The sequence below is a fragment of the Bradyrhizobium sp. SZCCHNGR1005 genome (assembly GCF_032489995.1).
In the GTDB taxonomy this organism is placed as follows: domain Bacteria; phylum Pseudomonadota; class Alphaproteobacteria; order Rhizobiales; family Xanthobacteraceae; genus Bradyrhizobium.
Genome location: NZ_JAUEZC010000002.1, coordinates 541,031 through 555,508, shown reverse-complemented (window position 1 = coordinate 555,508; position 14,478 = coordinate 541,031). Strand labels below are relative to the sequence as shown.

The following is a 14,478-nucleotide window of genomic DNA, read 5'->3' as shown; positions in this document are numbered from 1 at the left end:
GCAAAATACTTTCCCTGCTCTAAGGCAGCTATGGCCCGCTTGTCCGTCGGTGTCATATTTTCAGCGTCGTGTTCGGGACTGCACACGGGACGGGGCCGTGGTTCAGAGGGGGGGAGCTGCAATGAGAATGACCAAGGCGCTGGCCGCAATTGTATTCGCAATCGTCGCTTCGGCGCCCGTCGTGGCTTCGGCAGATGAAGGTGGTATCAGCTTCTGGATCCCCGGCACATTCGGCAGCCTTGCGGCCACACCTCAACAGCCGGGATGGTCGGCCGCTTCGATCTATTATCACACCTCGGTTTCTGCAGGCGCCGAAGTGGCACGGGCACGCGAAATCCAGATCGGCCGCATTCCGGTGAATCTCACCGCGACAGTAAACGCGAATCTGAATGCCAAGGTCGATCTCGGGCTGCTGAATGCGACCTATGTCTTTGCAACGCCGGTGCTCGGCGGTCAGGCGTCAGCCAGCCTGATCGGAATCTATGGTGCCAATACCACCTCGCTCAACGGATCGGTGACGGGCATACTCTCGACCCCGCTCGGCTCGATCCCGTTCTCGCGGTTCGATTCCATCAGCGACTCCACAGCGGGCTTCGGTGATCTGATCCCGCAATTCGCCATGCGCTGGAATGCCGGCGTCAACAACTACATGACTTACGTCATGGGTGACATCCCGGTCGGCGCCTACAGCTCGACGCGCCTCGCCAATATCGGCATCGGACATGGTGCGATCGATGCGGGCGGCGGCTATACCTACTTCAATCCGCAGACCGGACATGAGCTCTCCGGCGTGCTTGGCTTTACCTACAATCTCAAGAATACCGACACGCAGTATCAGAGCGGCGTCGACATGCACTTCGACTGGGGCGCGTCGCAGTTCCTGAGCAAGCAGGTCCAGGTCGGCCTGGTGGGCTACGTCTACAAGCAGCTCGGCTGCGACAGCGGTTCCGGTGATCGGGTCGGCTGCTTCCGCTCTCAGGTCGCGGCCGTGGGTCCGCAGGTCGGGTTCATTTTCCCGGTCGGCGAGATGCAGGGCTATCTGAATTTCAAGGCTTACAAGGAATTTGCCGCAGAACGCCGGCCCGACGGCTGGAATGCCTGGGTGACGTTCTCCATTTCGCCGGCGCCGCCGATGCCGACCGCGCCCCCGAAGCGGATAGTCACGAAGTAGCTACGGCTCCTCGTTTCCGAGATTCGCAACCGGATGCGCCGCGATGCGGTGCGGACTTCGGAATCGGGGCGTCAGACCTCCAGCGTCACTGTCACCGGGACGTGGTCCGACGGACGCTCCCAGCCGCGCGCGTCGCGCAGGATGCGGAAGTCGCTGACCTGGTCCTTGAGCGCGCGCGACACCCAGATGTGGTCGAGCCGGCGGCCGCGATCGCCCACCGTCCAATCCGCCGCGCGGTAGCTCCACCACGTATAGACCTTTTCCGATTGGGGGATCCGCTCGCGCGCCACGTCGAACCATTCGCCATGCGCTTGCGCGGCCAGCAGCTTCTCGCATTCGACCGGGGTGTGCGAGACCACCTTCAAAAGCTGCTTGTGCGACCAGACGTCGTTCTCATAGGGCGCGACATTGAGGTCGCCGACCAGGATGTGGCGGTCATCGCCGCGCGGGTGCAGCGGCTCGCAGGCCTTCATCTCGTCGAGGAATTGCAGCTTGTGCTCGAATTTCGGATTGAGCGCGGGATCGGGAATGTCGCCGCCGGCCGGCACATAGAAATTGTGCAGCACCAGCGGCCTTGCGAGCTCGGCCTTTTCGCCGAACGACACCGAGATATGGCGGGAGTCGATCTTGTCGCAGAAGGTTCTGACATCGGTGCTCTCGAACGGCCATTTCGAGATCACGGCGACGCCGTGATAGCCCTTCTGCCCGTTCAGCGCGATGTGCTCATAGCCGAGCCGCTTGAAGCGCTTCAGCGGAAAGGCGTCGTCGATGCACTTGGTCTCCTGCAGGCAGAGCACATCGGGGCGCACCGACTTGATGAATTTGGCGACGAGATCGATGCGCAGGCGCACCGAATTGATGTTCCAGGTGGTGAGAACGAGACGCATGGGAGATGCGTCATAGCACGGATTGTGGCGGAGTCTGCCCTTCTTGGGCCACTTGCGGGCACCCGGGGGTCGCGCTACGAGCGGTCGCGGCGCTTATCCCCAGCTCTCCACAGGCCGCTTGCGGGCGAGACCGCCTGGTCTCAGCCCGGCGGCGTGGTCGGATAATTGGTGAAGTCGATCTTGAACAGGCTCGGATCGAGCTTCTTGGTCGCGTCGAGATTGTAGACCGCGACCGTGGTGTCGTAGCCCTGCGGATCGGTGACGGTCCATTGCTTGAGCTGGCCGTCCTTGACGCCGACCATCAGGAGCATTCGGCTGGTCCCGATCAGCGCCTGCTTCTCCTCGATCGTGATGCTGATGTACATGTCGTCCGCCGACACCGCGATCACGTTGGTGTCCTTCAGCAGGTCGATGCGGTCGGAGAGAAGATAGCGCAGCGGCGTCTGCGACAGCGGGTAGACGTCCTGGGTCGCGAGATTGCGGTCGCGCACCACCAGCGAGGAGCCGTCGGCGACGATGTCGATCGGGCTCGGCGGATCATATTCGAAGCGCACCTTGCCCGGCTTCTGGATGTAGAAGTCGCCCTTCACCTTGCTGCCGTCGGGCCCGACCTGGACGAAATTTCCCACCAGCGTCTGCAGCGACGACAGGTAAGCACTCACCTTCGCGGCCTGCGCCTTCTGGTTGGCATCGAAGGTGGTGAAAATACTGGCCGGAACGTTGCGCCGTGGGTCCGGGATGATCGGGTTCGGCGGCACGCTCTGGGTGGTGGCGGTGGTCTGCTGGCCGCGTTGGCTCTCGGACGCGCTGAGCTGCGTGCTATCGCGCCCCTTCGCGGCCTTCGGCGGAGCAGTCTGTGCTGCACAATGGCCGGCTGTGCCCGTGAGCGCGAATATGACCAGCCCTGCCAGCGCCAAGCCGGCAGGAGCCGGCGCGACGCGCACGACGGAAGGCGACGGAATTGAGGTGTTCGGGGCTGGGCTATTCAAAACGACGTCCTGAGCTTTTGCGCGTTTCTAACTCGGTTCGGTCGGGCCGCGTGATCGTAATTGCGTGAACATGACGACACAGATGAGGCCGGTTTGGGGCCAAATGGGCGATGTCAGAACCCGCCCTCTTCCTCCGGCACCAGGATCTCGCGCTTGCCGGCATGATTCGCCTGGCCGACGATACCCTCTTGTTCCATTCGCTCCATCAGCGAAGCAGCCTTATTATAGCCGATCTGTAGCCGGCGTTGAATGTAGCTGGTGGAGGCCTTGCGGTCCCGTTTGACGATCGCCACGGCCTGCGAGAACAGGTCGTCGCCCCCGCCGCCGCCCATGCCGGTGGCATCGAACACGGCGCCGTCCTCCTCGCTGGGTTCTTCCGCGGTGACGGCTTCGAGATATTCCGGCGAGCCCTGCGCCTTCAGATGGCGCACCACCTTCTCGACCTCCTCGTCGGAGCAGAACGGGCCGTGCACGCGGCTGATGCGGCCGCCGCCGGCCATGTAGAGCATGTCGCCCTGGCCGAGCAGCTGCTCGGCGCCCATTTCGCCGAGGATGGTGCGGCTGTCGATCTTGGAGGTGACCTGGAAGGAGATGCGGGTCGGGAAGTTCGCCTTGATGGTGCCGGTGATGACGTCGACCGAGGGACGCTGCGTCGCCAGGATCACGTGCAGGCCGGCGGCGCGCGCCATCTGCGCCAGCCGCTGCACCGCGCCCTCGATGTCCTTGCCGGCGACCATCATCAGGTCGGCCATTTCGTCGACGATGATCACGATATAAGGCAGCGGATCGAGGTCGAGCTTCTCTTCCTCATAGATCGCCTTGCCGGTCTCCTTGTCGAAGCCGGTGTGGACCGTGCGCGTCAGCTCCTCACCCTTGTTGCGGGCTTCGCCAAGGCGGGCGTTGTAGCCGTCGATGTTGCGCACACCGAGCTTGGCCATCTTCTTGTAGCGCTCTTCCATCTCGCGCACCGCCCATTTCAGGGCGACCACGGCCTTCTTCGGATCGGTCACGACCGGCGTCAAAAGATGCGGAATGCCGTCATAGACCGAGAGCTCGAGCATCTTCGGGTCCACCATGATCAGGCGGCACTGGTCCGGCCTGAGACGGTAGACCAGGCTCAGGATCATGGTGTTGATCGCGACCGATTTGCCCGAACCGGTGGTGCCGGCGATCAGCAGATGCGGCATGCGGGCGAGGTCGACGATGATCGATTCGCCGCCGATGTTCTTGCCGAGGCAGAGCGGCAGTTTGGCCACGCTCTCCTGCGCTTCCTTGGCCACCAGCAGCTCGCGCAGATAAACCTTTTCGCGATGCGCATTCGGCAGCTCGATGCCGATCGCGTTCCGGCCGGGCACCACGGCGACGCGCGCCGACAGCGCGCTCATCGAGCGCGCGATGTCGTCGGCGAGACCGATGACGCGGGATGATTTGATGCCAGGCGCCGGCTCGAGTTCGTACAGCGTCACCACCGGACCGGGATGCGCCTTGACGATCTCGCCGCGCACGCCGAAATCCTGCAGCACGCCTTCCAGCGCGCGCGAATTGGCCTCCAGCTCGCTCTTCGACAGCGGCTGCCGATCGGCGGCCTTGGGCGCGGCGAGCATCGAGACCGACGGCAGATCATATTTGTCGGACTTGCGGGGAGCAGGCTTCGGTGCCGGCTTCTTGCGCGGCGCGCGGGCGGCCGGGGCCTCCTCCTCTTCTTCTTCTTCCTCTTCTTCCTCGATCTCCTCCGCCTCGGCCTCGTCCTCCAGTTTCGGGGCGAGGCTGGCGCGGTTGCGCCCGGCGAGCGTGGGTTCGTTGCGGCTGACGGCGGTACGCGCCTGTGGGCCGCTGGAGACGAAAGCGCGATAGGCCGTGGTCAGGAACCAGACCACGCGCGCCTTCGCACTCATGATGGCGTGGAACACGAAGCCGAGCCGGACCGCGCCTTTGTCGTCCTCCTCGTCCGGATCGGACAAGGGGGTCTCGTCCTCCTCCTCCGCACCCAGTTCGTTCTCGCTCTCACGCGCGCCGAGGCCGCCGGCGACCAGGAGCGCCGCGACCATCGCAAATCCCAGCATGCTGCCGAGCACCAGCCGATAAAGGAAGCTCGGCGGTCCGAACACGACCGCCGGCGCGCGCACCAGCGCGTCGCCGACCACGCCGCCGAGCCCGGTCGGCAGCGGCCAGGTCTGCGAATGCGGCCAGCAGCTGGCGAAGCCGGCGGCCAGCACGGCGCAGAGGACCCAGGCGCCGAAGCGCAGCGCCTCGCGATCGTACGGACGGTGGGTGAGCATGCGCCAGCCGCGGATCGCAAGCGGCAGGATCACCATGATCGCGCCGAGCCCCAGGATCTGCATCAACAGGTCGGCGCAGATCGCGCCGGGATAGCCGAGGATGTTGCGGATCGGGCGCGAGGTGGCGTGGCTCAGGCTCGGGTCCTGCACCGACCAGGTCATCAACGCCGCCGCCGCGATCGCCGCGCCGCCGATCAGCACGAGGCCCACGAGCTCGCGCAGCCGCCGCACCAGCGCGTCGCGGAGCGACGTCGGCAGGTGGTTGACCAGGGGAATGACTCGTTCGATCGTCGCCATCCTCATCCGTCTCGCGGAGCTAACCCAAAACCTCGACCAGCCGGTGCAACGCCTCGCCGGTCGATTCACTGTCGGCCACCAGCGCCAGCCGGATATAGCCGGCGCCCGGGTTGAATCCGTCGGCCTGCGGCTGCGCTAGGTAGCTGCCCGGCACCACGCGCACGCCGGCGTCTCGATACAGCTTCACGGTGCAAGCGATATCGCCGCCGCGATCGGACACATCGAGCCAGACGCAGAAGCCGCCCGCCGGGCGCTTGTAGCCATAGCGGTTGCCGAGGATCTGGTCGGCCAGGTCGAACTTGATGCGGTAGAGCCGGCGGTTCTCCTCGACATGCGCCTCGTCGCCGTAGGCTGCGACCGCGACATGCTGCAGCGGCACCGGCACCTGGGGCGCGGCCACGTTGCGCAGCTCGTGAAAGGCGCTCAGAAAACGCTTGTCGCCGGCGGCGAAGCCGATCCGCATGCCCGGCACGTTGGAGCGCTTCGACAGCGACTGGAATGCGACGACGTTGCCGTAATCCGGGCCAGCCTGTTCGAGCACACTGCCCGGTGCGGTCTGCGTGTAGATCTCCGAATAACATTCGTCGCTGAAGATCAGAAAGCCGTAGCGATCGGCGAGCCGCTTCAGTTTGCGGAAATAGTCCGGGCTCGCCACCGCGCCTTGCGGATTGGCGGGCGAGGCGAGATAGAACGCGACGGTGCGCGCCAGCGTTGCCTCGTCGAGCGCATCGAGGTCGGGCAGGAAGCCGGTCTCGGTCGTGGTCGGCAGGTAGATCGGCTCGCAGCCCGCGGTGCGGGCGCCGGCGCCATACACGGGATAGAACGGATTCGGCATCAGGATCGCGGGCCGGCCGCGGCGCGGGCCGACATGGCGGAGCGCGGCGTGCGCGGCGAAGAACAGGCCCTCGCGGCTGCCGTTCAGCACCAGGATTTCGCTCTCCGGGTCGAGCGGCCGCGGCAGGGCGAAGCGGCGCGACAGCCACCGTGTGGCGGCCTTGCGGAACGGCTCGATGCCCTTGGCGGCCGGATAGCGGCCGAACGCGGCGATGTGCTGGGCCAGCACAGGGCCGACGAAATCCGGAACCGGATGCTGCGGCTCGCCGACCGCAAGCGTAATCAAGGGCTTGCCCGGGCTATAGGGCGACAGGAGCTCGGTCAGCCGTACGAACGGCGAGCGTTCGCCCTCCGACTGGCCGGCGCCCACGGGCGCGGGGGATGAAGCGGTCATTGCCATACGTCAACGCGCCAAACCTGTTGAAGCCGCCGATCGCCCGGTTCCGGTGGAAGCGGATGAAATCACCATAGATAAGGCGAGGTTAAGACGCGATTAACCATCGGCGCACGAGCCATGCTCGTGCCGCCGTTTTGATCGGTTTTGCCGCTCCGATCCAGAGTTTTTTGGCCACAGCGGCGGAGATTATGGCGCTTCGCCGGGCGCAGGTTGCCGGCTGGTTGCGGCAGGGTTGCCGCCTACGGTCGGGGAACTCTCAGCAGCAGTTCAATGCGGACATGGTCCAACGCGGAGGTCGTGCTGTTCGTCCGCCGTCTTGGATCAGCAAGGGAGTGAATCGCCGGGGCATCCGTCTTGAAGGGCGCTGCGCGCCCTTGCCGGGACATGACAGGTCATGACGAGAAGCTCGCAACGAGTCAGCATCTCGCCATCGGGTGAGAAATCGCCTCGCCAAAAAAGGCGGCCCGGTGCGCCGGAATGAAAATGGGAATCGGTGCGCACCGGGCCTACCCGAACCGACTTGGGGGCTTCAGTTCGGATGAGCTGACACTAGCACCGCAGTTTTTCTCGCGTGTTGCCGGCATTCGAAGAATTGTAGAGATTGATTTCCGAAGCCGGCCAATTCAGCGGAGCATCTCGATTTGTAGAATTGGATGTCCGCCGCCGCGCGCCACAAAATCGCGCGCTGGGATGTAGTACATATCCCTGCAGCGGCGCCCGTCGCGGCTGAAATCTTTCTACTTAGAAACAATCAGTCACGCCCAGCATCATTCGAAATTTTGCGAAACGAACTCGGCGCATACTGACCATCTTTCCGATGCATCACCCGATTCCGAATGCGCGTGCCGACGCAAATCGTGCGTTGCGCATGCGCGGGGATTGAGAATGCGAAAGAGCGTCGATGACTGGTCTGACACTGCGGCGGGGCGTGCTCGCCCTGATGATGTTCGCCATGCCGCTGGCTGCGCCCTTGATCGGGATCGTCGGCGCCGGACCCGCGGTGGCGCAGGCCGTGGCTTCGATCGCGGTGGAAGGCAACCGGCGCGTCGAGGCCGAAACCATTCGCTCCTATTTCAAGGCGGGGCCGAACGGAACGCTTGACGCAGGCCAGGTCGACGACGGCCTGAAGGCGCTGATCGAGACCGGTCTGTTCCAGGACGTGAAGATCAACCGCCAGGGCGGCCGTCTTGTCGTGACCGTGGTCGAGAATGCCGTGATCGGCCGCGTCGCCTTCGAGGGCAACAAGAAGCTCAAGGATGAGCAGCTCTCGGCCGAGGTGCAGTCAAAGCCGCGCGGCACGTTCTCCCGGCCGATGGTGCAGTCCGATGCATCGCGAATCGCCGAGATCTACCGTCGCTCCGGCCGCTATGACGTGCGCGTCACGCCCGAAATCATCGAGCAGCCGAACAACCGCGTCGACCTGATCTTCACGATCGAAGAGGGCGTGAAGACCACGGTCAAGTCGGTGACCTTCATCGGCAACAGCGCCTTCTCCGCGGCGCGCCTGCGCGACATCATCAAGACCCACGAAACCAACTGGCTGAGCTTTCTTGGCGGCAACGACGTTTACGATCCCGATCGCGTCGAGGCCGACCGCGACCTGATTCGCCGCTTCTATCTGAAGCACGGCTATGCCGACGTGCAGGTGGTGGCCGCGCTCACCGAATACGATCCGGAGCAGAAGGGTTTCCTGGTCAGCTTCAAGATCGACGAGGGCCAGCAATACCGGGTCGCCTCGGTCGATTTCCAGTCCTCGATCGCGGCGCTCGACGCGAAATCGCTGCGCAGCCTTTCGCGCGTCGATGCCGGCTCGCTCTATAACGTCGAGCAGGTCGAGAAGTCGGTCGAGGAGATGCAGATCGAGGCGTCGCGTCGCGGCTTTGCCTTTGCCGTCGTACGTCCGCGCGGCGACCGCAATTTCGAGGCGCATACGGTGTCGATCGTGTTCACGGTCGACGAGGGCCCGCGCACCTATATCGAGCGCATCACCGTTCGCGGCAACACCCGCACCCGCGACTACGTGATCCGGCGCGAGTTCGATATCTCCGAGGGCGATGCCTACAACCGCGCGCTGGTCGATCGGGCCGAGCGGCGGCTGAAGAACCTCGACTTCTTCAAGAGCGTCAAGATCACCACCGAGCCGGGCTCGTCCAGCGACCGCGTGGTCCTCATCGTCGATCTCGAGGAGAAATCCACCGGCGATTTCTCGGTGTCCGGCGGCTATTCCACCAGCGACGGCGCGCTGGCGGAGGTGTCGATCTCCGAGCGCAACTTCCTCGGTCGCGGCCTCTATGCCAAGGCGTCGGTCTCCTACGGTCAATACAGCCGGGGCGTATCGCTGTCCTTCGTGGAGCCCTATCTGCTCGATTACCGCGTCGCGCTCGGCCTCGACGTCTATTACAAGCAGCAGCTCGCCAACAGCTACACCAGCTACGGCGTGACCACGATCGGCTTCAGCCCGCGGCTCGGCTTCCAGCTGCGCGAAGACCTGTCCTTGCAGCTCCGCTATTCATTGTACCGCCAGCAGATCTCGCTGCCGTCCTATTATCAGAACTGCAACAACAATTCCGCCAACAGCCTGCTCGCCTTCAATCCGACCCCGGCCTACATTGCCAACGTGCTGGGCGGCAAGGACCCGACCAATTCGACCAGCTCGGGCTATTACGGCTGGGGCTGCTATGCCGACGGCGAATCGACCCTGCCGGTGCGCAAGGAGCTCTCCGACGGCGCCGCGCTGACCTCGGCGATCGGCTACACGCTGTCCTACAACACGCTCGACAACAACAAGAACCCGACCGACGGCCTGCTGATCGATTGGAAGCAGGATTTCGCCGGCGTCGGCGGCGACGTCAGCTATCTCAAGACCGCGGTCGATGCGAAATACTTCACGCCGCTGGTGTCGGAGATCGTCGGCGTCATCCATCTGCAGGGCGGCATCCTGAACAAGGTCGGCGACAAGGACCTGCGCATGCTCGACCATTTCCAGATGGGCGCGAACCTGGTGCGCGGTTTCGCCTCCAATGGCATCGGGCCGCGTGACATCACCTACGTCAATTTCGGCGCCACCGGCGACTCGCTCGGCGGCACCAAATATTGGGGCGCCTCGGCCGAACTGCAGATGCCGTTCTGGTTCCTGCCGAAGGAAGTCGGCCTGAAAGGCGCGGTCTATGCCGATGCCGGCTCGCTCTGGGGCTATCAGGGACCGACCTCGTGGGCACAAACGGGCGAGGTCAATTCGGCGGCCTGCAAATGCGGCCTGCAATATGACGACAGCAAGGTGGTGCGCACCTCGGTCGGCGTCGGCCTGATCTGGGCCTCGCCCTTCGGCCCGCTGCGCTTCGACTACGCGGTGCCGCTGACCAAGGGCAAATACGACGTGGTGCAGGAGTTCAAGTTCGGCGGCGGGACCTCGTTCTGAGCTAGACGTCAAGAGGCAGAACAGGTCACCGTGACAACGGCGTCGACGATGCCAAGCGCATGATCGAGTCGGAACAAGGAAGGGAGTTTACTTATCGGCAGTCACCTGCTTGAGAACAGGAAGCCAAGTCTCTTCCACGAAAAAGCGATTCGGTGTCAATGGGTTAGTAACTTGTTGAATTTTCAACGGGAATCGAATATATGTAGTATAATCCGTCGTGAATCCGAAAGGCTTGTCCAAAGTAAGAATTTCTGACGGAGGGAGAGGGTGTGTCGCCCTCGCCGGGGGCTTCAGGCCCCCGTTTTCTTTTTAGGGGAGGCATTTCGTCCCGTACCCTTCGATCTTCCCCGTCTTGGGGTGGCGCCGGTATCGCTCCCGATTAAGGATATCTACGACGCGCAATCCAAATGGAGCAGTCATGGGTGCCTCACCGGGATAAGTGGAACGTAGGTTATGATGGCTTGGATGCGCGATCATCTCGACGAGCTGAAGTCCGCAAATGTTGCTGCTCTTAGGTTCAAACTTCAGTTCGTGAGACGTTAGCCGGGCCTGCACGATCGCTGACGGGATATTGTCGGTGCCTTCGTAATAGAAGTGCTGAAATGCAGCTTTAAGTTTCTTATCGACTAATTTGAATCGTGGTTCTGCTACAACATCACCAATGAGATTGTGAGCGTTCAGCCACAGAACGTATCGCTCAACCAAAGCGGTCATGCAGTAGTGATAGGGATTGAAGTGCCAGACTTGGTACTTCTTCTGGTGCTCCAATTTATCGATTATTACCGTCACCGCAATGTACGGAAGCGTCTCTATCAAGCCTAAAATTCGTGTTTCCCATTCTGCATTCACAGCAAGATCCTGAAGTGAGCCAAATGGTTTTTCTTTTCGTACTATTTCCTTGCGATGCAGTATGACTGGATTCGTGATCGGATCATGGTTGAACAAGTCTTTCTTTAACTTCTCGATCTCTGGTGTGATGATGTTCTGATGACCGTGCACCTTGGTAATAATACCGGTGACACTAAGAAAACGCTCGGACGGCGTCTTCACGTCAGCATTACCAACTTCATCGATGAATAAGCGACATGTCATAGACAGAGGATTCGTCTCTACTTAGGCAGTCGGTCGTGAGCTCAAACGGGCGCGTCAGAAACCGTCCGAGTTAGCGAGTAAGAGGGCGATCAATGATCGCCCTCTACAGATCATTGCTGGTTGCAGGGCGTGGTCGTCATGCGACGAATATCCGTCTCGATGGTCTCGCGGTCGGCTATGCTACCGGGAACGTGGAGCGTCAGGATATGTGTGGCCCCGTGAGCGACAATGCCCGGCCATTGATGATGCAGTCGCAAGTCTTCGTAGAGACGACGCTGGAAACTGCGTGTCTCGCCGATATAGATCGGGTCCCACTTACCGTTCGAACCCATTTTGACGAAAATGTAGACGCCGGATCGCGGTAGGTACTCCGTCCAAACGGGATGCAACTGGAATTGGTATATGGCCCGGCTAGCACCAAGGACCGTAACAATCGAAGGTTGAAGATTCTGAAGTGGCAGGCCGAAGGGAGAGGTTTGTGGAAACGTGATCATTAGCCACCTGTGAGGTATGCAGAGAGACAGGCTTGACCACCGGCAGAAACTCCGATTCTATCGAGTTCTAGCACTAGCCGACGCCCCGCTTGCCCATCTCACGGGTTAAGTAGCGGGCTGGAGACTTCTGAAGCCGTTGAGCCTGGCCGCTCAGCGGCTTCATCTGTTTCTAGTCGGGCGAAGTGTGGAACGACTCCATTGCACCCGTCAAGAACTAGTGCGGGGTCCTGAACCAAACACTAAATGTGGGGGGAAGTACGGGAAAAGGCCTCGTCTGGCTTTGACAAGCTTCGGAGAACGTTCAGAGATTCGTGCCTTAGGCCCTTCTTCCTATCAAAATTTATCCCGTTCCCCGTAGGTGCAAGGTGATCGCTCTTTTAGCATTCTCTCCCTCGGATGCTTCCATCCGGCCGCCATATCACCCTCTCTCTCGGAGCCTACTCGAGGTGAGCCCACCTCTCTCGTCACCATTTTCCACTGACGAACGGAACGACGAAAATCGCCCTGATTCGTCTCGCGCTTGATTTCCCGACGGAAGCAAGCAGCGGATATGGTGACGCGCATCCGCCGCCCAAGCCCAAATTGCCCGTCGTGTTAGTTTGTCGCAGCGCCGCGCGCTTGCCATGTCGGGCAAATCAGAACGATCATTCCGCCCGTCTCGCCGCCACCTGAGGGGACGTATCGCGATCGTCACGGACGTAGGCAGCGGGATGCGATGGGCGTGAAGGCGTTGCAGCGAGCTCTTAGTTCGCCGACGAACGGCGCAGTCACGCACGGTCAAGTCGCGCGGTCCTGATCCTCCGACGCTAGGATTAAGCTTGCGACGACGCTTCCAGCGTCGCGCAGGCAACGGTGGCCAGAAAGCCCGGCGCACCGGGGAGAACGCGAAGCAGCCGTTAAAACCATCGCGCAGGGAAGGCCGGGATGTCTTGGCCGAACCTGTGGTACCTGCCGCCTGCATTTTTTTCCGCAGGCGGGCCATGGGGGCGGCAAGCTCCCGGCCTTCCCTGCGCCCTCAACGAATTCGAGGGCGGAAGATGAGCATGACTCGGGCGCGAATGCGTCGCGGGAAGGCGAAGGTGTATCTGGTCGAAAGAGATGTCGCGGCATCCTCATCAGTCATCCCCGCGAAGGCGGGGATCCAGTACGCCGCGGCCCCTCGATCGACTACCACTCTCTCGGACTACTGGATCGCCCGGTTGAACCGGGCGATGACAACGGAGAACTTGGCCGACGATGCCGGTCCACGCGATGGCGCGCCGCTTACACCGCGGCCGCCACCACCACCTGCGCCAGCAGCAGCTCGCGCTTGCTCTGCGAGCGCTGGCCCTTCAACGTCGCGGCGAAGCGTTCCAGGATGCCGTCCTCGAACGCGGTGACGATGGTGTCATGCACGTAGCTTTTGCGGCAGATCGCCGGCGTGTTGGCGAGTTCGTCGGCTGCGGCGCGCACCGCGTCCAGCACCTGGCGTTTGCGGCCGCGCGCACTCGCCGCCGGCGTGATCCGCGACAAGGTCTCCAGCGCCACCGCCGAGGCCATCAGGGTGCGAAAATCCTTCAGCGAGATCTTGATGCCGGCGATCTCTCGCAGGAATGCATTGACCTGGGTGGTCGAGACCGCGCGCACGACGCCTTGGGCGTCGCGATACTGGAACATGCGGCGGCCGGGCAGCTGGCGCATGACGCCGATGGCGCGAACCAGCTTGGCGGCGTCGCATTCCTTGCGCACCGCCTTGCCGCCCTTGGCCTTGAAGGTCAGCACCACGGAGTCGTCTTCCAGGAGGACGTTGGACTTCAACAGCGTGGTGGCGCCGCGGGTGCCGTTCAGCTTGGCGTAGGACTCGTTGCCGGGACGGATCGCGGTGCGCGCGATCAGTTCGATCACCGAGGCGAGCGCGAATTCGCGGGTTGGCTCGTCGCCGGCCAGATGCTTGGTGACGGCGCGGCGGATCTTCGGCAGCGCACCGACCAGCTTGGCGAGCCGGTGCGCCTTGCGGTGCTCGCGCACCTTCTCCCAGTCGGCATGATAGCGGTATTGCAGTCGGCCGGCGGCATCGATCCCGACCGCCTGCAGATGCGAGTTTGGATCGGGGGAGTAGCGGACTTCGCGATAGGCCGGCGGCACGGCCATCGCATGCAGGCGGCGGATGGTGCTGGAATCGCGGACCGTGGTGCCGTTGGCGCGGACGAAGCTGTAGCCCTTGCCGCGCTTGACCCGGCGGATGGTCAATTCGTTCTGGTCGCCCAGCGTCAGCCCGTGCTCGGTGGCGAGTTCTTCGACGGTCGTTTTGGCGTTCGCTGCGGCTTTGGCGTTGGAAAGGTCCTTCAGCGACAGCTTCCGGCGGGGCGGCTTGGGCGGCCACTGGCCGAGAGCCTTGGCGAGTGCGACGTCAGGATCGGCGGCACGGGACCGGAGCCCATCGAAATTCTGCTGATCCCTCATCGGTTTAGACGCCTTGTTCTGTTCTTGACCCGCTTAATGCCCCTGCCTCCACTTTGGTTCCGGCCGGGTTATCCACAACAATGGCGGCATGTAGGGCGTTTATGCACGGATAGCGAGTCCCGAAAATTGGGCAAAACGGTTCCAAATTACCCTTTCATGGCAGCCATTCGGGGTAACC

Annotated in this window: 9 protein-coding genes; 2 read left to right on the top strand and 7 right to left on the bottom strand. The window is 62.6% G+C overall.

Features of this window, described 5'->3' with window-relative positions; all coding sequences use genetic code 11:
- Positions 1–127: 127 nt before the first annotated feature.
- A complete protein-coding gene (locus tag QXZ85_RS08655) occupies positions 128–1,171 on the top strand; it encodes a transporter (RefSeq protein ID WP_315743637.1) in 1,044 nt (347 codons plus the stop codon).
- A 71-nt stretch (positions 1,172–1,242) separates the two neighbouring features.
- Here QXZ85_RS08655 and QXZ85_RS08650 read toward each other — a convergent pair whose 3' ends face one another.
- The 4 genes from QXZ85_RS08650 to QXZ85_RS08635 form a co-directional block, all read right to left on the bottom strand.
- On the bottom strand, positions 1,243–2,058 hold the full coding sequence (locus tag QXZ85_RS08650) for an exodeoxyribonuclease III (protein ID WP_315702288.1): 816 nt from the start codon (positions 2,056–2,058) through the stop codon (positions 1,243–1,245).
- A 140-nt stretch (positions 2,059–2,198) separates the two neighbouring features.
- Complete coding sequence (locus tag QXZ85_RS08645; RefSeq protein WP_409977481.1) at positions 2,199–2,960, bottom strand: outer membrane lipoprotein carrier protein LolA; 762 nt, start codon at positions 2,958–2,960, stop codon at positions 2,199–2,201.
- Between the two features lie 200 nt (positions 2,961–3,160).
- The gene (locus tag QXZ85_RS08640; RefSeq protein WP_315702289.1) at positions 3,161–5,629 is read right to left on the bottom strand and encodes a DNA translocase FtsK; all 2,469 of its coding nucleotides are present in this window, start codon (positions 5,627–5,629) and stop codon (positions 3,161–3,163) included.
- A 13-nt stretch (positions 5,630–5,642) separates the two neighbouring features.
- Positions 5,643–6,857, bottom strand: a complete 1,215-nt coding sequence (locus QXZ85_RS08635; protein ID WP_315743598.1) for an aminotransferase class I/II-fold pyridoxal phosphate-dependent enzyme — start codon at positions 6,855–6,857, stop codon at positions 5,643–5,645.
- Between the two features lie 898 nt (positions 6,858–7,755).
- Between QXZ85_RS08635 and bamA the strand changes: the two genes are divergently transcribed.
- The gene (bamA, locus tag QXZ85_RS08630; protein ID WP_316173932.1) at positions 7,756–10,272 is read left to right on the top strand and encodes an outer membrane protein assembly factor BamA; all 2,517 of its coding nucleotides are present in this window, start codon (positions 7,756–7,758) and stop codon (positions 10,270–10,272) included.
- A gap of 309 nt (positions 10,273–10,581) precedes the next feature.
- Here the strand turns inward: bamA and QXZ85_RS08625 are convergent, their stop codons facing one another.
- The 3 genes from QXZ85_RS08625 to QXZ85_RS08615 form a co-directional block, all read right to left on the bottom strand.
- Positions 10,582–11,364: a DUF3800 domain-containing protein gene (locus tag QXZ85_RS08625; RefSeq protein ID WP_315743596.1), complete on the bottom strand. Its 783-nt coding sequence runs from the start codon at positions 11,362–11,364 to the stop codon at positions 10,582–10,584.
- 110 nt (positions 11,365–11,474) lie between these two features.
- Positions 11,475–11,858, bottom strand: a complete 384-nt coding sequence (locus QXZ85_RS08620) for a hypothetical protein (protein ID WP_315743594.1) — start codon at positions 11,856–11,858, stop codon at positions 11,475–11,477.
- A gap of 1,263 nt (positions 11,859–13,121) precedes the next feature.
- Positions 13,122–14,300, bottom strand: a complete 1,179-nt coding sequence (locus QXZ85_RS08615) for a DNA topoisomerase IB (RefSeq protein ID WP_315743593.1) — start codon at positions 14,298–14,300, stop codon at positions 13,122–13,124.
- Positions 14,301–14,478 lie beyond the last annotated feature (178 nt).